General features: G+C 66.0%; 18 protein-coding genes and 1 tRNA gene. 11 read left to right on the forward strand and 8 right to left on the reverse strand.

Features of this window, described 5'->3' with window-relative positions:
- The first annotated feature begins 1 nt into the window (after position 1).
- Positions 2-469 carry a hypothetical protein gene (locus tag CHX26_RS07240; RefSeq protein ID WP_233997322.1) on the forward strand — a complete coding sequence of 156 codons (468 nt, stop codon included), beginning with the start codon at positions 2-4 and terminating at the stop codon, positions 467-469.
- A 6-nt stretch (positions 470-475) separates the two neighbouring features.
- On the opposite strand, the gene CHX26_RS07245 is transcribed toward CHX26_RS07240, so the two are convergent.
- The gene (locus CHX26_RS07245; RefSeq protein WP_104941789.1) at positions 476-1,672 is read right to left on the reverse strand and encodes a glycosyltransferase family 4 protein; all 1,197 of its coding nucleotides are present in this window, start codon (positions 1,670-1,672) and stop codon (positions 476-478) included.
- Between the two features lie 186 nt (positions 1,673-1,858).
- On the opposite strand from CHX26_RS07245, the gene CHX26_RS07250 reads away from it, so the two are divergent.
- The 4 genes from CHX26_RS07250 (at position 1,859) to CHX26_RS07265 (ending at position 6,348) form a co-directional block, all read left to right on the forward strand.
- Positions 1,859-3,037, forward strand: coding sequence for a phosphoserine transaminase (locus CHX26_RS07250; protein WP_104941790.1), 1,179 nt, complete (start codon positions 1,859-1,861; stop codon positions 3,035-3,037).
- A gap of 102 nt (positions 3,038-3,139) precedes the next feature.
- On the forward strand, positions 3,140-4,726 hold the full coding sequence (gene serA / locus CHX26_RS07255) for a phosphoglycerate dehydrogenase (RefSeq protein ID WP_104941791.1): 1,587 nt from the start codon (positions 3,140-3,142) through the stop codon (positions 4,724-4,726).
- Positions 4,727-4,846: 120 nt separating this feature from the next.
- A complete protein-coding gene (locus tag CHX26_RS07260; protein ID WP_104941792.1) occupies positions 4,847-5,962 on the forward strand; it encodes an ATP phosphoribosyltransferase regulatory subunit in 1,116 nt (371 codons plus the stop codon).
- Entirely contained in the window at positions 5,959-6,348 is a 390-nt protein-coding gene (locus CHX26_RS07265) for a RidA family protein (protein ID WP_104941793.1), read from the forward strand. The genes CHX26_RS07260 and CHX26_RS07265 overlap by 4 nt, the downstream gene beginning before the upstream one ends.
- Before the next feature lie 4 nt (positions 6,349-6,352).
- Here the strand turns inward: CHX26_RS07265 and CHX26_RS07270 are convergent, their stop codons facing one another.
- A complete protein-coding gene (locus CHX26_RS07270; protein ID WP_233997336.1) occupies positions 6,353-7,180 on the reverse strand; it encodes an alpha/beta hydrolase in 828 nt (275 codons plus the stop codon).
- A gap of 389 nt (positions 7,181-7,569) precedes the next feature.
- On the opposite strand from CHX26_RS07270, the gene CHX26_RS07275 reads away from it, so the two are divergent.
- The 3 genes from CHX26_RS07275 to CHX26_RS07285 all read left to right on the forward strand — a co-directional run bounded on the left by CHX26_RS07275 (position 7,570) and on the right by CHX26_RS07285 (position 10,652).
- Positions 7,570-8,859: an adenylosuccinate synthase gene (locus tag CHX26_RS07275; RefSeq protein ID WP_104941795.1), complete on the forward strand. Its 1,290-nt coding sequence runs from the start codon at positions 7,570-7,572 to the stop codon at positions 8,857-8,859.
- A 76-nt stretch (positions 8,860-8,935) separates the two neighbouring features.
- On the forward strand, positions 8,936-9,493 hold the full coding sequence (locus tag CHX26_RS07280; RefSeq protein ID WP_104941796.1) for a L,D-transpeptidase family protein: 558 nt from the start codon (positions 8,936-8,938) through the stop codon (positions 9,491-9,493).
- A gap of 148 nt (positions 9,494-9,641) precedes the next feature.
- A complete protein-coding gene (locus CHX26_RS07285) occupies positions 9,642-10,652 on the forward strand; it encodes a MarR family transcriptional regulator (protein ID WP_104941797.1) in 1,011 nt (336 codons plus the stop codon).
- Here CHX26_RS07285 and CHX26_RS07290 read toward each other — a convergent pair.
- Genes CHX26_RS07290 through argH form a run of 4 tightly spaced genes read right to left on the reverse strand, consistent with a single transcriptional unit; the run spans position 10,649 to position 14,365 of the window.
- Complete coding sequence (locus CHX26_RS07290) at positions 10,649-11,473, reverse strand: precorrin-2 dehydrogenase/sirohydrochlorin ferrochelatase family protein (RefSeq protein WP_104941798.1); 825 nt, start codon at positions 11,471-11,473, stop codon at positions 10,649-10,651. The two genes, CHX26_RS07285 and CHX26_RS07290, sit on opposite strands and share 4 nt — an antisense overlap.
- A 7-nt stretch (positions 11,474-11,480) precedes the next feature.
- Positions 11,481-12,740 carry a diaminopimelate decarboxylase gene (gene lysA, locus CHX26_RS07295; protein ID WP_104941799.1) on the reverse strand — a complete coding sequence of 420 codons (1,260 nt, stop codon included), beginning with the start codon at positions 12,738-12,740 and terminating at the stop codon, positions 11,481-11,483.
- A 9-nt stretch (positions 12,741-12,749) separates the two neighbouring features.
- Entirely contained in the window at positions 12,750-12,992 is a 243-nt protein-coding gene (locus tag CHX26_RS07300; protein ID WP_104941800.1) for a hypothetical protein, read from the reverse strand.
- Complete coding sequence (argH, locus tag CHX26_RS07305) at positions 12,989-14,365, reverse strand: argininosuccinate lyase (RefSeq protein ID WP_104943326.1); 1,377 nt, start codon at positions 14,363-14,365, stop codon at positions 12,989-12,991. The genes CHX26_RS07300 and argH overlap by 4 nt, the downstream gene beginning before the upstream one ends.
- Positions 14,366-14,411: 46 nt before the next feature.
- Here argH and CHX26_RS07310 point away from each other — a divergent pair, with 46 nt between their 5' ends.
- Entirely contained in the window at positions 14,412-14,966 is a 555-nt protein-coding gene (locus tag CHX26_RS07310; protein ID WP_172449739.1) for a TlpA family protein disulfide reductase, read from the forward strand.
- Here the strand turns inward: CHX26_RS07310 and CHX26_RS07315 are convergent, their stop codons facing one another.
- Positions 14,967-15,719 carry an SDR family oxidoreductase gene (locus tag CHX26_RS07315; RefSeq protein WP_104941801.1) on the reverse strand — a complete coding sequence of 251 codons (753 nt, stop codon included), beginning with the start codon at positions 15,717-15,719 and terminating at the stop codon, positions 14,967-14,969.
- Between the two features lie 99 nt (positions 15,720-15,818).
- A tRNA-Val gene (locus tag CHX26_RS07320) sits at positions 15,819-15,894 on the reverse strand.
- A gap of 84 nt (positions 15,895-15,978) precedes the next feature.
- On the opposite strand from CHX26_RS07320, the gene CHX26_RS07325 reads away from it, so the two are divergent.
- Both CHX26_RS07325 and CHX26_RS07330 read left to right on the forward strand, forming a co-directional pair.
- Complete coding sequence (locus CHX26_RS07325) at positions 15,979-16,965, forward strand: asparaginase (protein ID WP_104941802.1); 987 nt, start codon at positions 15,979-15,981, stop codon at positions 16,963-16,965.
- 182 nt (positions 16,966-17,147) lie between these two features.
- Positions 17,148-17,522, forward strand: coding sequence for a hypothetical protein (locus CHX26_RS07330; protein WP_146107678.1), 375 nt, complete (start codon positions 17,148-17,150; stop codon positions 17,520-17,522).
- Positions 17,523-17,526: the final 4 nt, after the last annotated feature.

Below are 17,526 nucleotides of genomic sequence, written 5' to 3' on the forward strand. Positions count from 1 at the left end.
CTTGAACGGTTCGATAATCGGTGGCCGGGCCAAGGCGCCTTGGCATCTGTGGGTGCTGGGCCTTGTCAGCCTGCTGTGGTTTGCAGGCGGGGCCAACGACTATGTCATGAGCAAGACCGAGAATGCTGCCTATCTTGGCATGGCTGCTGACAGCATGGGTATCAGTGTCGAGGCGATCCTCGCCTATTTCAACGGCTATCCGCTGTGGGCGACGGTGTGCTGGGCGCTGGGCGTGTGGGGCGCGGTGGCGGGATCGATCCTGCTGATGCTGCGAACGCGCTTTGCCCTACACGCCTACGTGATGTCGCTGATCGGGCTGGCGGGATCAACCGGCTACACCTTCATGTCCGATGTGCCGGAGGAATTCGTCAGCACCGGGCAATTGGTGTTCAGCGTGCTGATCTGGGCCTCGGTCATTGGCATGGCCGCCTATGCGCGGGCGATGACGAGGGCCGGAGTGCTGCGGTGATCCGGGCTATGCGGCCTGCGCCTCGGCAGCCTGAAGCGCGCGGCGTTCCTCGACGAGGCTCACATAGGTGTCGGCGACGACCGCGTTGATTGCTTCCCAGCTGTATTCGCAGGCGCGCGTTTCGCCCGCCGCGCCGTGGGCCGCGCGCAAAGCGGGGTCGGTGCAGTAAGGCGCAATGGCTTCGGCAAAGGCGATCGCATCACTATCCTTGCTGCCGGATGGCGCGACGAGCCGCCCGGTCACACCCTCGGCGACAAGGCTTGCGCTGCCGGTGGCGCCAGCGGCCACGACCGGCAAGCCGCTCGCCATGGCTTCCAGCGTGACGTTGCCGAATGTTTCCGTGACGCTCGGGTTGAAGAAGATGTCGCCGCTTGCCAGCGCCTGTCCCAACCCTTCGCCGGTTTTGAAGCCGGCGAAGATTCCGCCCGGCAGATTCGCCTCGAACCACCCGCGCGCCGGGCCGTCGCCGATCACCAGCACCTTGTGCGGCACCCCCCGGCGGCGCAGCTGGACAATGGTTTCGGCAAAGACGTCCAGCCCCTTTTCCATCACCAGCCGCCCCAGGAAGACGATCGCCACATCATCGTCGGCAAGGCCGAGGCTGCGGCGCCATTCGGGATCGCGCCGGGCGCTAGAAAAGATCGTGCGATCGACTCCGCGGCTCCACAGGCCGATGCGGTCATGCATCTGCATCGCCAGCAACTCGTCGATCATCGACTGCGAGGGCGCGACCAACGCATCGCAGCGATTGTAGAACCGCTTCAGCATCCTGACGATCAGCGGTTCGAGAAAGGCCATGTTGTAGTAGCGCGGGTAGGTTTCGAACCGGGTGTGGACGCTGGCGAGCACCGGAATGTCGTGCGCCTGCGCCCAGCGCAGCGCGCCATGCGCAGCGGGATCGGGTGAGGAAAGGTGGACGATATTGGGCGCAAAGGCGGCCAGGTCGCGCTTCACTTCCGCGCCGAGGTGAGTCGGCATGCGGTATTCCCCGCGCCCCTTCACCGGCATCGGCACATTCGGCACACCGACCAGATCGCCGGTCGGGGGAAAATCGGGATTGGCGACCTTGGGCGAATAGACGCGCACCTTCGCGCCTTTCGCCAGCAGTGAGCCGACGAGGCGATTGAGGGCCTGATTGGCCCCGTCGCGGGTGTAATTGTAGTTGCCGCTGAACAGGGCAATGCGAAGATCGGACGTTTCCATGGAGCCGCCCTGTTAGTCAGATTCGTGTCGCTTGGCGAGTGGCGCAAATGTCCCATCTGATCGTGGCGACAGGGCAATCGGTCGCCGCCACATCATTTCACGTTGACTCTTTCCAGCGCAACTCTAGTGCGGCCCACGGGCCACGCGGTCCCAACGCCGCGCGTGCTCTCTGCAAGGAGAGAATACATGACTGACTACGTTCGCGGGCTCGCGCATGAGCCTGTGTTAAAGCCTGAGCGCCCCTTCTTTTCCTCGGGCCCCACGGCGAAGTTTCCCGGCTGGTCGCTGGATAAGCTCAAAACCGATTCGCTTGGTCGCTCGCACCGCTCGGCGCTGGGCAAGGCGCGGTTGAAGTATGCGATCGACCTGTCCCGCGAACTGCTCGGCATTCCCGATGATTACCTGATCGGTATCATGCCCGCATCGGACACCGGCGCGATCGAAGCGGCGATGTGGTCGATGCTCGATCCCGCGCGCCCGGTCACGGTCGCGGCGTGGGAGAGCTTCGGCAATATCTGGATCCAGGACGCGGTGAAGCAATTGAAGCTGCCCAACCTGCAGGTGCTGACCGCCGATTATGGCGAGATCCCCGATCTCACCACCATCCCGCAGCGCAATGACGTGGTGTTCACCTGGAACGGCACGACGTCCGGCGCGATGATCCCGAACACCGACTGGCTGGAGCCGGGCCGCGAAGGCATCACCATCAACGACGCCACCAGCGCGATCTTCGCGCAGGAAATGGACTGGTCGAAGCTCGATGCCACCACCTATTCGTGGCAGAAGGTGATGGGCAGCGAAGCGCAGCACGGGATGCTGATCCTCAGCCCCAAGGCGGTCGCGCGCATCGAATCCTACGACCCGCCGTGGCCGCTGCCCAAGCTGTTCCGCATGAAGAAGGGCAACAAGCTCAACCTCGGCATCTTCGCCGGGGAAACGATCAACACGCCTTCGATGCTGGCGACCGAGGATTACATCGCGGCGCTCGAATGGGCCAAGGCGATCGGCGGGCGCAAGGCGCTGGTCGAGCGGGCCAATGCCAACGCGCAGATCGTCAAGGACTGGATCGAGGCCACCCCGTGGCTGCGCAACATGGTGCCGAACCCTGCCCAGCAGACCAACACCGGCGTGTGCATGGTGTTCCAGGGCGAATGGTACGACAGCCTTTCCGACGAGGACAAGGCCGCCGTTCCCAAGAAGATCGTCAAGCTGCTGGAAGAACGCAACGTCGGCTACGACTTCAACGGCTACCGCGACGCGCCGCCGAGCTTGCGCATCTGGTGCGGTTCGACCGTCGAGCAGGAGGACCTGAAGCGCCTGCTGCCGTGGATCGAGTGGGCCTACGAGAAGGTCAAGAACGGCTGATTTGCGTTGCGATGTGTGCTCCTGCGGAAGCAGGAGCCCATTGCTGACGGCTTCCCTCATTTCTGGGCTCCTGCTTTCGCAGGAGCGCACAAGGATATTCCCATGACCAAGCCCAAAGTTCTGATTTCCGACAAGATGGACCCCAACGCCGCGCGCATCTTCCAAGAGCGTGGCTGCGATGTCGATGTCATCACCGGCGAAACACCCGAACAGCTCGCCGCCCGCATCGGCGAGTATGACGGCCTCGCCATCCGCTCCTCGACCAAGGTGACGAAGGCGATCCTTGATGCCGCCACCAACCTCAAGGTGATCGGCCGCGCGGGGATCGGCGTCGACAACGTCGATATTCCCTACGCCAGCGGCAAGGGCGTGGTGGTGATGAACACCCCGTTCGGCAACTCGATCACCACCGCCGAACACGCCATCGCGCTGATGTTCGCCCTCGCGCGGCAACTGCCCGAGGCGAATGCGCAGACGCAGGCGGGCAAGTGGCCCAAGAGCGGGTTCATGGGCGTCGAAGTCACCGGCAAGACCCTCGGCCTGATCGGCGCGGGCAATATCGGCTCGATCGTCGCCAGCCGCGCGCTGGGCCTGCGCATGAAGGTGATCGCCTATGATCCCTTCCTCACCGAAGACCGCGCGGTGGAAATGGGTGTCGAGAAGGTCGATCTCGACACGCTCTTGAGCCGCGCCGATTTCGTCACGCTGCACACCCCGCTGACCGACGAGACCCGCAATATCCTCAGCCGCGAACGGCTGGAGAATGCCAAGAAGGGTATCCGCATCATCAACTGCGCCCGTGGGGGCCTGATCGATGAAGCGGCGCTGAAGGACTGCCTTGAAAGCGGTCAGGTGGCGGGCGCGGCGCTCGACGTGTTCGAGACCGAGCCGCCCGCCGCCGATCACCCGCTGTTCGGCACGCCCAACTTCATCTGCACGCCCCACCTCGGGGCCTCGACCACCGAAGCGCAGGTCAATGTCGCGCTGCAAGTGGCCGAGCAGATGGCCGATTATCTGGTGAACGGCGGCGTCACCAATGCGCTCAACGTCCCCTCGCTGAGTGCCGAGGAAGCCCCGAAGCTCAAGCCCTACATGGCGCTCGCCGAAAAGCTCGGCAGCCTTGTGGGCCAGCTCGCCCACGGCAACCTCACCCACATCAGCATCGAGCGCGAAGGCGCGGCGGCGGAACTGAACGGCAAGCCGATCACCGCAGCGGTGCTTTCGGGCTTCATGCGCCGCTATTCGGACACGGTGAACATGGTCAACGCCCCGTTCCTCGCCAAGGAGCGCGGGCTGGATGTGAGCGAAATCCGCCATGACCGCGACGGCGCCTTCAACACCCTTGTCCGCGTCACCGTGGAAACCGCCCAAGGGCCGCGCTCGGTCGCCGGCACGCTGTTCGGCACCGAGGCGCCGCGTCTGGTCGAAATCTTCGGCATCGGGATCGAGGCGGAACTGGCCGGGCACATGCTCTACATCGTCAACGACGACAAGCCGGGCTTCATCGGCCGCATCGGGACGCTGCTGGGCAGCCACGGGATCAACATTGGCACCTTCAACCTCGGCCGCCGCGAAGCGGGCGGGGAAGCGGTGCTGCTGCTGAGCCTTGATGACGCCCTGTCTGCCGAAGTGGTGGCCGAAGCCGAGAAGCTCGAAGGCGTGAAGCTGGTCAAGGCGCTGTCGTTCTGATCTTTTGCCCTTTTTCGTCATCCCGGACTTGATCCGGGATCGCTCACGGCATGGCGCCGCGCCTGCCGAAAGCGATCCCGGCTTTCGCCGGGATGACGATTTGGGTAGGGGCCTGAGGCTATGACCCAACCCAACGATCTCCTGCCTGAAGGCCTTGAAGACCGTCTGCCGCTTGAAGCAGCGCGGATCACCGCCGCCATGCGGGCGTGCCTCGATGTGATGGCCGCGCATGGCTATGACCGGGTGCGTCCGCCGCTGCTCGAATTCGAAGCCTCGTTGGCAGGCCGCATGGCGGGCGTTACCGTCGGCGAGACGAGCACGATGTTCCGCTTTGTCGATCCGGCGAGCTTGCGCACGCTTGCACTGCGCAGCGATATGACCCCCCAGATCGGCCGCATCGCCGCCACCAGCCTTGCCGCCGCGCCGCGTCCGCTGCGCTTCGCCTATTGCGGCGATACCGTGGTGATCAAGGCGAGCCAGCTCGATCCCGCGCGCGAACGCCTGCAACTGGGCGCGGAGCTGATCGGCAGCGACACCGTGGCGGCAGCGGGCGAGATGGTGATGCTCGCCATAGAGGCTTTGAAGGCCGCGGGCCTGACCGGCATCTCGGTCGATTTCACTTTGCCCGATCTGGTCGATACGCTGGCCGAAAAGGCTTTCCCGCTGGCCGGCGAACAGATCGAAGCGGTGCGGCGCGAGCTTGATACCAAGGATGCAGGCGGGCTGCGCGCGGCAGGCGGCGCGGCCTATCTGCCGCTGCTCTATGCGACCGGGCCGTTCGAAACCGCGCTGGCGGCGCTCCGGGATGTCGATGCGGGCGGGGCGCTGAAGTCACGGCTTGACGGGCTGGAGGCGATTGCCGCGCATATTGGCGATGCGGCGCGCATCACGCTCGATCCGACCGAGCGGCACGGGTTCGAGTACCAGTCATGGTTCGGCTTTACCCTCTATGCTGATGGCCTGCGCCGCGCGGCGGGGCGGGGCGGGACGTACCGGATCGCGGGCAGCGAGGAGGCGGCGACGGGCTTCACGCTCTATCTCGACCGGCTGGCGGAGATTGCGCCCCAGCCTGAGGCAGCGCGCATGTGCTACCTGCCGCTCGGCCATGACCGCGCGGCGGCGGCACGGTTGCGCGCCGAAGGCTGGCGCACCCGCGCACAACTGGCCGAGGGCGAGAACCCAGGCGCGCTCGGCTGTACCCATATCCTCACGAACGAGGGACCAGCGCCGCTATGACCAACGCACCCAAGCCGATCACGCTCGAAAACGACCCGCTCGCGCCCTATTGCATAGCACCCGCATGGCAGGTGGGCGGCCTGCTGTTCCTGTCGGGTCAGGCGAGCATTGGCGCGGATGGCAGCATCGTGGGCATCGGCGACTTTGATGCACAGCTCGCGCAGACCTTCGCCAATATCGAGCGGGTGCTGGCAGCGGGCGGGAGCGACCTGTCGAAGGTGGTCAAGGTGACGATCTACCTCACCGACATGGGCAACTTCCCCAAGATCCTCGAAGCCCGCCAGCGGTATTTCACCCCGCCTTACCCAGCCGACACCACGGTTGAGGTAAAGAGCCTCGCGCTCCCCGAACTGATGATCGAGATCGACGTTATCGCGAGCGTGTGAGGGGCTACCCCAGCACTGTCTTCAGCCATGCATCCATCACCGGGGTTGCCGGGTAGTCCGGCTCACCCAGCTTGCGGTTGATTTCGGCATGGCCGCGCAGCCCCTCGCCTGGGAAGCTGCCCACTTCGACCTTGGTGCCTGCGCGCCGCAGCGCCTCTGCCAGCGCCTTGTTCTGCGCCACGCCGTCCGCGCGCTGCACGTGGATCAGCAGGAATGCAGGGGCATTGGGCGCAGCGGCATGGGTAAGGGGCGAGAGCGCCTTGTGTCGCGCCGGATCGGTGCCGAAGGCCTGTTCGTAGGTGCGCTTCATCATCGGCCCCGCGCCGGCGATCTGGGTCGACACATCATAGGCCGCCCCGTCATTGGGCATCACGCCGTCGATATCGGCAAAACTGAGGCCCGCAGCCTTCAGATAGCGCTCGTCCGTCCCCACCAGCGCCACCAGATGCGCGCCTGCGCTATGCCCGGTCAGCACCACGCGGGAGCGGTCGATCCCGAGCGTGTCAGCCTGCTTCAGCAGATAGGCGAGCGCCGCCGCCACATCGGCGGCCTGCTGTTCGACCGTCGCCGCAGGCACCAGTCGGTAATCGATCGAGGCGAAGGCATAGCCCTGTTCCAGCATATGTCCCGGCATCGCGCGGCCCACCGCATTGCTCTTCGACCCTCGTTTCCACCCGCCACCGTGGACGAACAGCACCAGCGGCGCGCGCTTCGCATCCTGTGGCACCCACAGATCAAGCGCCTGCAACGGATCGCTGCCATAGGCGAGGGTCTGCTGCGGCGCCGGGGCCGCGACTCTGGCCTCAGCCCCGCCACCCCGCCGCGCGCCCATGCCCTGACGCCCGCCGCGCGCCTCCATCCTTTCGCGGATTGCGGTGCGGCATCCTTCCGACAATTGGGCGGCTTTCTCGCGCAGGCAGGCGCGCATCGCGCCCCGATCACCTTCGCACAGCGCGCGGATTTCCTCGCGGCATTCGGCCGGCAGGCGCGCACCTTCGCGCTGCTGGGCAAGGATCGGGCTGGCCAGCGCGGCAACACCGGCAAGGGCAATCAGGGACTTGGCGGCAAGTTTCATCGGAGCATCCTTGAAAACGGGGTTCTGCCACCTCAACGCCGCAGCGCCCGCAACCCTTCGCGCCCTTGCTCTCGCACCGGCAAACGCCTAGGCGGCACCGCGGCCTTTCGCCAGCATCGCAATCCGCCATCAGCACAAGGAATACCATGGCCAACGTCACCGTGATCGGCGCCCAGTGGGGCGATGAGGGCAAGGGCAAGATCGTCGACTGGCTCGCCAGCCGCGCCGATGCCGTGGTCCGCTTTCAGGGCGGCCACAATGCCGGCCACACGCTGGTGATCGACGGCAAGACCTACAAGCTCAGCCTGCTGCCATCGGGCATCGTGTCCGGCACGCTGTCGGTGATCGGCAACGGCGTGGTGCTCGATCCCTGGGCGCTGCGGGACGAGGTCGCCAAGGTCGAGGGGCAGGGGGTCAGCATCACCGACGAGAACCTTGCGATTGCCGACAATTGCCCGCTGATCCTGCCGCTCCACCGCGATCTGGATGGCCTGCGCGAAACCGCGGCGGGCAAGGGCAAGATCGGCACCACCGGACGCGGCATCGGCCCGGCTTATGAAGACAAGGTCGGCCGCCGCGCGATCCGGGTGTGCGACCTCGCCCATCTCGACACGCTGGAGCCGCAGCTTGATCGCCTTTGCGCCCACCACGACGCGCTGCGCGCCGGGTTCGGCCAGCCGCCGGTGGACCGCGCCGCGCTGCTCGAAGAACTGCGCGAAATCGCCCCCTTCGTGCTGAAATTCGCCCAGCCCGTGTGGAAGCGGCTCAAGAAGGTCCGCCGCGCGGGGGCCAAGATCCTGTTCGAAGGCGCGCAGGGCGTGCTGCTCGATGTCGATCACGGCACCTATCCGTTTGTCACATCGTCCAACACGGTGAGCGGCACGGCGGCGTCGGGCAGCGGCCTCGGCCCCAATTCGACCGGCTTCGTGCTCGGGATTGTGAAGGCCTACACCACCCGCGTCGGCTCCGGCCCGTTCCCCACGGAACTGGAGGACGAAATCGGCCAGCGTCTGGGCGAGCGCGGCCATGAATTCGGCACCGTGACGGGCCGCAAGCGCCGCGTCGGCTGGTTCGATGCCGTGCTGGTGCGCCAGTCCTGCGCGATTTCCGGCGTCACCGGCATCGCGCTGACCAAGATCGACGTGCTCGACGGGCTGGAGAAGGTGAAGATCTGCACCGGTTATCGCCTGCGCGGCAAGGTGTATGATTACCTTCCCAGCCACGCCGCCGATCAGGCCGAATGCGAGCCGATCTACGAGGAGATGCCCGGCTGGAGCGAAAGCACCGCAGGCGCGCGCTCCTATGCCGATCTTCCGGCGGCGGCGATCAAGTACATCCAGCGCATTCAGGAACTGATCGAATGCCCGGTGGCGCTGGTCTCGACCTCGCCGGAGCGCGACGACACGATCCTGATGCGCGATCCCTTCGTGGATTGACCTGTCCCTGCCCTGCCCGCCGGGGAGGGGAGATTCGGATTGATCGTGCAAGGCAGAGCGGGGTATCCTGCGATGGATGAAGCGCCTCACCGCCCTTGCCGTGCTGGTTGTGACCGCCTGTGCCAATCCGCCGCCCAAGGTGGGTGAGGGGCCGTCGGCGCAGCAGCCCCCGCTGGCGCGCGATGCGGCGCGGATTGTGCCCGAGCGGCGCGTCACGACGGTCGATTACCTGATCGTCGACAAGTCCGAACGGCTGATGGTCGCCTATGCCGCCGGGCAGCCGGTCAGGGCGTGGCGGGGCCTGCAATTCGGGGCGTCGCCACAAGGCCACAAGCAGTTCGAAGGCGACGAGCGCACACCCGAAGGGCGCTATTTCATCGAAGGCCGCAATCCCGGCAGCGCCTATCACCTCAGCCTCAAAGTGTCCTATCCCAATGCCGCTGACCGGGCCTTTGCGCGCCAGTACGGGCGCTCGCCGGGGGGCGATATCTTCCTCCATGGCCAGCCCAACGGCCTGCCGTTCGGGCGGATGCCGGGCGACTGGACCGATGGCTGCATCGCCTTTTCCAACGCCGAGATCAGGGAATTGTGGCGCATTGTGCCGGATGGCACAGTGATCGAGATCAGGCCGTAAAATGGCCTCCGTCCCTCAGGGGAGCAGGTTGGAGGTGGGGGCGCCGCGCCTCGGTGTCGCAGGCCTAATCCTACAGCAATTACGCAGATTTACTTGACCTGATCTGGTTTTGTTCCATAATCGTTCCAACACTGTTGGAGTCGAATCGATGCTCACCAGCCTGCGCGAACAAGCCGATTTTTCCTATGACGTCGCCGATGACGGGGCAGGCCTGCCCGCCCGCGTGGCGATCTTCGGCGAGGATGAAGGCCTGCGCCGCCAGATCGGTGCGGATCTTTCGGGCGCGGGGTTCCGCAGCATTGATGGCGGGAATATGCGCGCGCTGCTCGAAGGGCCGATTGCGATACTGGGCGATGTGGTGGTGGTCGATTGCCTCGTCACCGGCTCGCGCGGGATCGACGGGATGATGCTGGCAGGGCTGGCGCGGCTCGATATGCGGGTGGCGCGGTCCGGGGCGAAGCTGATCGTAGCGACCAATCTGGCGGGGCTGGATGATGTGTTTGCGGTGCTCGATCAGTCCAATCCGGAGATTCTGGTTTCGCCCAGCCGGGCCGAACGGGTAATCGCTGTGGGCCGGGTGATGGGAGAGGCAGGGGCCGCGCGCCTCAGGGAAATGGGAGACGAAGACCGCGTGGCGCTTTTGCGCCTGTCGCAGCAGGTCGAAGCGATTGCCCATTCGCTCGACCGGATGGGCCACGCATCACAGCCCCCGCAAGCCAGCGCACTGGGCGAATTGAAGCGTGATTATCGCGCGCAGGACAGCGCCTTGCCGGCGGGCTTCGCCGTGACCGCGCGGGCCGATGCGCCGCCCTTGCCCGATCCGCGCACGGTGCGCCAGATCATCGCCAACCGGCAGGCGCGGGCGCGGTTCTTCGACCCGGCGCTGTTCGGCGATCCGGCGTGGGACATGCTGCTCGATCTCACGGCGGCGCATGGTGAAGGCGCACAGGTTTCGGTCACCTCGCTGTGCATCGCTGCGGGCGTTCCGGCGACGACCGCGCTGCGCTGGCTGACGCAGATGGTCGAAAGCGGGATCTTCATCCGCGTGCCGGATCCGGCCGACAAGCGCCGCGCCTTCATCGCGTTGAGCGAAAGGGCGATAGCCGCGATGTCAGGCTATTTCGCCAGCCTGCGCACCCCGGTGCTGCAAGCGGCCTAGGCGTCGCCCTCAGGGGCTTCGGGCCGCCAGCGCAGGATCAGGGCAAGGCCGGTGACGGCGTCTTGCGCCGGCGTGTCGCCATCGGCCAGCGCCTGCCGCGCAGCATCCGCCCGCGCGCGGGCCAGGATCCCAGGCGGCACGGCGCCATCCAGCAGCAACACATCGGCCTCGCCCAGCCAGCGGGCTTGCCGCAAGGTCAGGTCTTCGGGATCGGGACTGGTGAGGGTGATATCGAAAAGCGCTCCGTTGCGCGGTGAGGCATCTCCCGCAACCCAATCGTCAACCCGCTGAAAAGACGCAGGATCAAGCGGGTCGAGCGGGCCTCCTTCGCGCAACGCCGCATCCACCGCGCGCCGCCGGTCCGGCCCTTCGGGAAACCGCGCGCGCAAGGCAGGCCGCGCCGCCTCAAGCGCCCGCGCCAGCGCGCCCAGCGTTTCGGGCAGCATCCGCTCCAGCCTGAGCCGCACATGCTTGGCCAGCCCGGCCGATGCCCCACCCGTGCCAATCGCGACCAGCAAGGGATTGCGATCCAGAAGGGAAGGCGTTGTAAAATCGCACAATTCCGGCCGATCAACGACATTGACCAACATCCCCGCACAGCGCGCGTTGATGGCTGCCACCTCGCAGGCCTGCGCATCCTCATAGGCGATGAAGGCCAGCCGCACGCCCTCGTCGATGGCGCGGGCCAAGTCCTCGACGATCCTGCCACCGGCGCGCTCGACCAGCCGTCGCTTGGGCTCTGCCGCCGGGCCATCGCCAAGCACCAGCACCGCTTGCCCGGTGATCTGGTGGAACAACGGCAGGCTGGCGATCTGGCCCATCAGTCCCTCAGGCGAGCCATTCCGGCACGCGCTCGGCGTCCATGATCGCGCCCGCCTCGATCCGGTCGGCGACCACGGCATAGCGGTCGCCATCCACCAGCACTTCGGCGACGAACCCGCGCGAATTGTAGGACGAGGCCATCGTCGCGCCATAAGCGCCCGCCGTGCGGAACACGGCAAGATCACCCGCTTCCAACGCATCGCACTCCCGGCCCATGGCGAAAGTGTCACCCGTTTCGCAGATCGGGCCGACGATGTTCGCAGTCATCCGTGCGCCGCGCGGCTCAACCGCAACGAAGTGGTGATAGGCCCCGTAGAGCGCCGGGCGGGCCAGATCGTTCATCGCCGCATCGACGATCACGAAAGGATCATTGACCCCGCGCTTCACGCGCACCACGCGGGTCAGCAGCACCCCGGCATTGCCCGCGATCACGCGGCCGGGCTCGAAGATCAGCTTGACGCCCCAGTCCTTCGTTACCCGCGCGACCATTGCGCCATATTCGGCGGGCTGAGGCAGCACTTCGTCCACCTTGTAAGGCACGCCCAGACCACCGCCCAGATCGACATGGGTGATCGTGTGACCAGCACCGCGCAGCGCCGCGATGAGCGTGCCGAGCTTCTGGAATGCCGCTTCAAGCGGGGCGAGATCGGCCAACTGACTGCCGATATGCACCGCCACACCGCGCAAGGCCACACCCGGCAGTCCAGCGAGCTTGCCGAAGATCTGCCCTGCTTCGCTGATCGGCACGCCGAACTTGTTATCGGCCTTGCCGGTCGAAATCTTGTCATGGGTTCCGGCATCGACATCGGGGTTGATCCGCAGCGTGCATTGCGCGGTCATGCCCTTTGCGGCAGCGATCTCGGCGAGCTCCAGCCCCTCCTCCTCGCTTTCGATATTGAACTGGCCGATCCCGGCGTCGAGCGCGGCGACCATTTCGGCTGCGGTCTTGCCCACGCCCGAGAACACGATCATCTCCGGCGCGATCCCTGCGGCCAGCGCGCGGCGCATCTCGCCGACGGAGACCACGTCTGCTCCCATGCCAGCCGCGCCCAGCACCTTCAACACGGCAAGGTTGGGGTTGGATTTGACGGCAAAGGCGATCAGCTTGTCCGGCACGCCGTCCAGCGCCTCGCGGAACACCCGTGCATGGCGTTCGAGGGTAGCACGCGAATAGACGTAGACGGGAGTGCCGACCGCCTCAGCGATCAGCGGCAAAGGCACGTCTTCGGCGTGCATCACGCCGTCACGATAGGTAAAATGATCCATTGTTGCAGTCTATTCCGGGGGCAGATCGAAGGGGTCGTCCTGGCGTTCCTCCGAACGGCGGCGCAGCTCCACGCTGCGTTCGGGGGCGGCCAGAGCATCGCGGCGGAGCAATTCGTCGGCGGTGGGATTGTCGGTTGCACCATAGGGGCTAGGCGGCGGCTTTGCCCCCTGTGGCGGCGCAAGCGGAGCCTGCGCACCGCAACCGGCCAGCAGCAAGGTGGCGCAGCCAAGCATGGCAATCTTGCGCATCATTCCTCCATCCCCAGCGCCGCACGCGCACGGGCCACCTGCAAACGGACCTGATCGGGTGCGGTTCCGCCAAAGGATGCGCGTGCCGCAACCGATGCATCGACTGACAGCGCGGCATAGACGCTGTCATCGATCCGTGCATCGATCGCCTGAAGCTCGGCCAGTGGCAACCGGTCGAGCGCCAGACCCTGCGATTCCGCCAGTTTCACTGCGGCGCCTGTGATGTGATGGGCCTCGCGGAACGGAATGCCGCGCACCCGCACCAGCCAGTCGGCAAGATCGGTCGCGGTGGCATAGCCAAGTTCAGCCGCCGCGCGCATCCGGGCGGTGTTGAAGGTGGCGCCCGCGATCATGCCGGTCATCGCCGCGATGCTCAGCGCCATGAGGCTGGCCGCTTCGAACACCGGCGGCTTGTCGTCCTGCATGTCCTTGGAATAGGCCAGCGGCAGCCCCTTCATGGTGATCATCAGGCTGGTGAGCGCCCCGATCACCCGGCCCGAATGGCCGCGCACCAGTTCGGCGGCGTCGGGGTTCTTCTTCTGCGGCATGATCGAGGAGCCGGTCGACAGGCTGTCGGGCAGGCGGATGAAGCCGAAGGGCTGGCTCGCCCACAGGATCAGTTCCTCGGCGAGGCGCGACAGATGCAGCGCGGTGGCCGAGCAGCACCACAGGAAATCGAGCGCGAAATCGCGGTCTGACACGGCGTCGAGCGAATTGGCGGTGGGCCGGTCGAAGCCCAGCGCGCTTGCGGTCGCCTCGCGGTCGATGGGAAAGCCGGTGCCGGCCAGCGCCGCGCTGCCGAGCGGGCATTCGTTCATCCGCGTTCGCGCGTCGGCAATCCGTGCGCGGTCGCGGCGGAACATCTCGTAATAGGCCATCAGGTGGTGGCCGAGGGTGACCGGCTGCGCGGTTTGCAAATGCGTGAAGCCGGGCATGATGCTGTCCGCGTGTTCGCCCGCGCGGGTGACGAGCGCGCGCTGCAACGCGGCAAGGCCTTCGTCCATCTGGCCAAAGGCATCGCGCACCCACAGGCGGAAATCGGTCGCCACCTGATCATTGCGGCTGCGCGCGGTGTGGAGGCGTCCCGCCACCGGGCCGATCAGCTCGGCGAGGCGGGCCTCGGTGGTCATGTGGATGTCCTCGCGGTCCCAGTCCTCCGGCACGCCGTCGCGCGCATATTCGGCGGCGACCGCATCGAGCCCGTTGGCGATGACCGCTGCATCCTCGACAGCGATGATCCCTTGCGCCCCCAGCATCGCGACGTGCGCCTTGCTGGCAGCGATGTCCTGCCGCCAGAGCGCCTTGTCGAACGGAATCGAGGCGTTGATTTCGCGCATGATGGCGCTAGGGCCGTCAGCGAAGCGACCGCCCCACATGGCGTTGGTCGCGCTGTGCTGATCCCTGTTGGCTTGGGAGCCTGTCATGTCCCGCTCGTCGCTCATTCTCGCCTGTTCGTTCCTGCTGCTGGCGGGATGCGATAGGCCCGCCGACGCGCCAGCGCAACCGGCTGAGACAGGCGTGGCCGCGGGCGTGGTCGAGCGCAAGTTTGCCGGCACGCCGCTACCCGATCTGCAATTCGCCGACCCGGCAGGCAATGCGCTGGATCTTGGGGCGCAGGATGGGCCGGTGCTGATCAACCTGTGGGCGACATGGTGCCCGCCCTGCGTCAAGGAAATGCCGCAGCTGGATGCGCTGGCGAGCGAGCTGGAAGGCGAGGTGCGGGTGCTCACCATCAGCCAGGATATTCGCGGGGCCGAAGTGGTCACGCCGTTCTTTGCCAAGGGCGGCTATGTCCGGATCGAACCATGGCTTGATCCCGACACGAAGCTCTCGGCGCAGTTCACCCCTGAAGGCGTGCTGCCGCTGACGATCCTGTTCGATGCAACCGGCAAGGAAGTGCTGCGGGTGGCGGGCGGCTATGAGTGGGACAGCCCCGAGGCCATCGCCCTGATCAGGCAGAGCCTTTCGGCGCAATGATCACAGCGTCGGGGTCTGCCCGCCGTCGACCTTGATTGCCGAGCCGGTGATGAACCCGGCGCGCGGCGAGGCGAGGAAAGCGGCAATGTCGCCGAATTCCTCCGGCCTGCCGAGACGCCCTGCCGGAATGGCCGCGATCGAGCGCGCGGTGACCTGATCCGCCGCAATCCCGCTTCCCGCTGCCATGGCGGCATGAAGCCCCTTGAGCCGGTCCGTCGCGATCTGGCCCGGAAGCAGCAGGTTGACCGTCACGCCGTCCGCCGCGACCTCGGCAGCGAGGGTCTTGCACCACGAGGCCAGCATCGCGCGCACCGCGTTGGACAGCACGAGGCCGGGGATCGGGGTGACAAGGCTGGTCGAGGCGACCGCGAGAATCCGCCCGAAGCCGCGCGCTCGCATGTCGGGCAGGAAGGCCTGCGCCAGCGCCAGTTGGGCGTTGAACATCCGGCCCATGACTGCGCCGAAATCATCCGGGGTGGTGGTCGCCGCAGGCCCCATCGGCGGCCCGCCCGCGTTCAGAACGAGAATATCGGGAGAGTGGCCCGCGCCGCGCAGGTGATCGATGATCGCTTGCGGGGCGGCAGGATCGTCAAGATCGGCTGTGATATGAACAAGCCCGACCGGCGCTGCTGCCGAACGCGCGACGGTGATGACCTGCGCGCCCTCATCGGCCAGCGCAACGGCAATCGCCCGCCCCAGCCCCTTGCTCGCGCCGAGCACCAGCGCTGTCTTGCCATCAAGCTGGAGATCCATTGGCCTCGTCCTTCTGGAACTGGCGCAGGCACGCGCTGTGTTTGCGCTCGGAAGTTTCCGCCTCAAACCATCCCCCGGATGGATGTGTCTGGCAAAAACTGGTGGGCGGTAACGGGCTCGAACCGCTGACCCTCTCGGTGTAAACGAGATGCTCTACCAACTGAGCTAACCGCCCCACGATGCGCGCTGTCTAGCGTGTGCCGCAGCAAATGCAATTGCGCTGTAGCTTGCGGTGCTGCGCGGGGCTAGGGCTGCGGACATGACACTGCGGCGCATCCTCGTTCTTGGCACAGGCGGCACGATTGCCGGCGCAGGCGGCAGTGCGACCGGCGCGGGCTATCGCGCGGGCGGGCTGGCGCTGGACGCGCTGGTCGCGCATCTCGGGGCGCTTGGCCTTGCTGCCGAACTCGTGCCGCAGGAAGTGGCGCGGATCGGCTCGCAGGATATCGGCTTTGCCGAGTGGAGGGCATTGCACGCGGCCTGCACCGCGGCGATGGACGATCCTGCGATCGATGGCATCATTATCACCCACGGCACCGACACGGCAGAGGAGACCGGGCTGCTGCTTGATCTGACCTTGCCCACTGCCAAGCCCGTCGTCCTTGTCGGCGCGATGCGTCCGGCGGACGCAGTGGGGGCGGACGGGATGAGGAACTTCGCCAATGCGGTGAAGGTTGCAAGCGACCCTGCCGCTGCCGGGCGGGGCGTGATGCTGGTGATGGGCGACGCGGTGCTGGCCGCGCGCGATGCGAGGAAGGCGGCCACCAGCGCCATCGACGCCTTCCGCACCTTCCCGCGCGGGCCGCTCGCGCGGGTGACGCCTGCCAGCCTCGACTGGTTCGGCCCCGCGCACCGCCTGGGTGAGGCCGCGCGCTATCCCTTCCCGCAAGAACTGCCGCGCGTGGCGATCCTGACTGCCGGCGCGGGGATGGACGCCCAGCCGGTCGACGCGCTGCTCGGGATCGGCGCGCGCGGGATCGTGCTGGCGGGCATGGGGCAGGGCAACGCGCCCCGCACGGTGCTGGAGGCCCTCGCCCGCGCCGCGGCGAGCGGCGTGCCGGTGGTCCGCGCCAGCCGGGTCGACGAGGGGCTGGTCGACCGCAATGTCGAGGTCGATGATGACGCTCTGGGTCTGGTCGCCGCCCGCGCGCTCGGCCCGGCCAAGGCGCGGATGCTGCTGATGGTGCTGGTGGCGAACGGGGTTACTGATGCGAAAGCCGTGCAGGCGGCGTTTGATGGGGGGTGAGGGGGGTAGCGTCAGCTAGGCCGCAATTTGTGCCAAAAGCTGCCGTTCAGCAAACCGACCCCATTGCGGACGTTTCGAGCCGACCTATCAATGGCCGGGCATGGTCAGCGGTGCCACGTTCATGAGGCAAACGAATATCTGGCTACTTGAAAGGGGGATGGATGTTCATTCGAAGACAAGACGTGATTGATCGTTTTGCCGCCAACTTCCGCGAAACCACTGATGGGCAGATAATTTTTCAGCCGCCCAAAGCGAAGATTGGCGTCCCTGTGACGTGGGAGGAGTATGAGGCCGTCACATCCTCGTTTGAAAGAATGCAGATGGAAAATATGGCGATCACTTGGGCCGTGTTTATTGCTGCCGGCGCATTTGGCATTTATTATGTGATTGCGGAAGATCGTTATCTTCCATTTTTCTTGGCTTTAGGGATGGCATTTTTATTCTCGTCTGCTTTAAATTTTCGAGATGGTCTTGGATTACTTCTGCCTTTTATCCAACGCCGTGACGAACTCCTGAAGGTCCGCGGTATGGGGACTGATGACAGCATGTCCGAATGAACTA

This window comes from Porphyrobacter sp. HT-58-2, assembly GCF_002952215.1.
Taxonomy (GTDB): Bacteria; Pseudomonadota; Alphaproteobacteria; order Sphingomonadales; family Sphingomonadaceae; genus Erythrobacter.

What these genes read in the sequence shown, in the direction of transcription:
- CHX26_RS07245 (WP_104941789.1), bottom strand. Translation starts at nt 1,672, where the DNA reads ATGGAAACGTCCGATCTTCGCATTGCCCTGTTCAGCGGCAACTACAAT.
- CHX26_RS07250 (WP_104941790.1), top strand. Translation starts at nt 1,859, where the DNA reads ATGACTGACTACGTTCGCGGGCTCGCGCATGAGCCTGTGTTAAAGCCT.
- serA (WP_104941791.1), top strand. Translation starts at nt 3,140, where the DNA reads ATGACCAAGCCCAAAGTTCTGATTTCCGACAAGATGGACCCCAACGCC.
- CHX26_RS07260 (WP_104941792.1), top strand. Translation starts at nt 4,847, where the DNA reads ATGACCCAACCCAACGATCTCCTGCCTGAAGGCCTTGAAGACCGTCTG.
- CHX26_RS07265 (WP_104941793.1), top strand. Translation starts at nt 5,959, where the DNA reads ATGACCAACGCACCCAAGCCGATCACGCTCGAAAACGACCCGCTCGCG.
- CHX26_RS07270 (WP_233997336.1), bottom strand. Translation starts at nt 7,180, where the DNA reads ATGGGCGCGCGGCGGGGTGGCGGGGCTGAGGCCAGAGTCGCGGCCCCG.
- CHX26_RS07275 (WP_104941795.1), top strand. Translation starts at nt 7,570, where the DNA reads ATGGCCAACGTCACCGTGATCGGCGCCCAGTGGGGCGATGAGGGCAAG.
- CHX26_RS07280 (WP_104941796.1), top strand. Translation starts at nt 8,936, where the DNA reads ATGAAGCGCCTCACCGCCCTTGCCGTGCTGGTTGTGACCGCCTGTGCC.
- CHX26_RS07285 (WP_104941797.1), top strand. Translation starts at nt 9,642, where the DNA reads ATGCTCACCAGCCTGCGCGAACAAGCCGATTTTTCCTATGACGTCGCC.
- CHX26_RS07290 (WP_104941798.1), bottom strand. Translation starts at nt 11,473, where the DNA reads ATGGGCCAGATCGCCAGCCTGCCGTTGTTCCACCAGATCACCGGGCAA.
- lysA (WP_104941799.1), bottom strand. Translation starts at nt 12,740, where the DNA reads ATGGATCATTTTACCTATCGTGACGGCGTGATGCACGCCGAAGACGTG.
- CHX26_RS07300 (WP_104941800.1), bottom strand. Translation starts at nt 12,992, where the DNA reads ATGATGCGCAAGATTGCCATGCTTGGCTGCGCCACCTTGCTGCTGGCC.
- argH (WP_104943326.1), bottom strand. Translation starts at nt 14,365, where the DNA reads ATGTGGGGCGGTCGCTTCGCTGACGGCCCTAGCGCCATCATGCGCGAA.
- CHX26_RS07310 (WP_172449739.1), top strand. Translation starts at nt 14,412, where the DNA reads ATGTCCCGCTCGTCGCTCATTCTCGCCTGTTCGTTCCTGCTGCTGGCG.
- CHX26_RS07315 (WP_104941801.1), bottom strand. Translation starts at nt 15,719, where the DNA reads ATGGATCTCCAGCTTGATGGCAAGACAGCGCTGGTGCTCGGCGCGAGC.
- CHX26_RS07325 (WP_104941802.1), top strand. Translation starts at nt 15,979, where the DNA reads ATGACACTGCGGCGCATCCTCGTTCTTGGCACAGGCGGCACGATTGCC.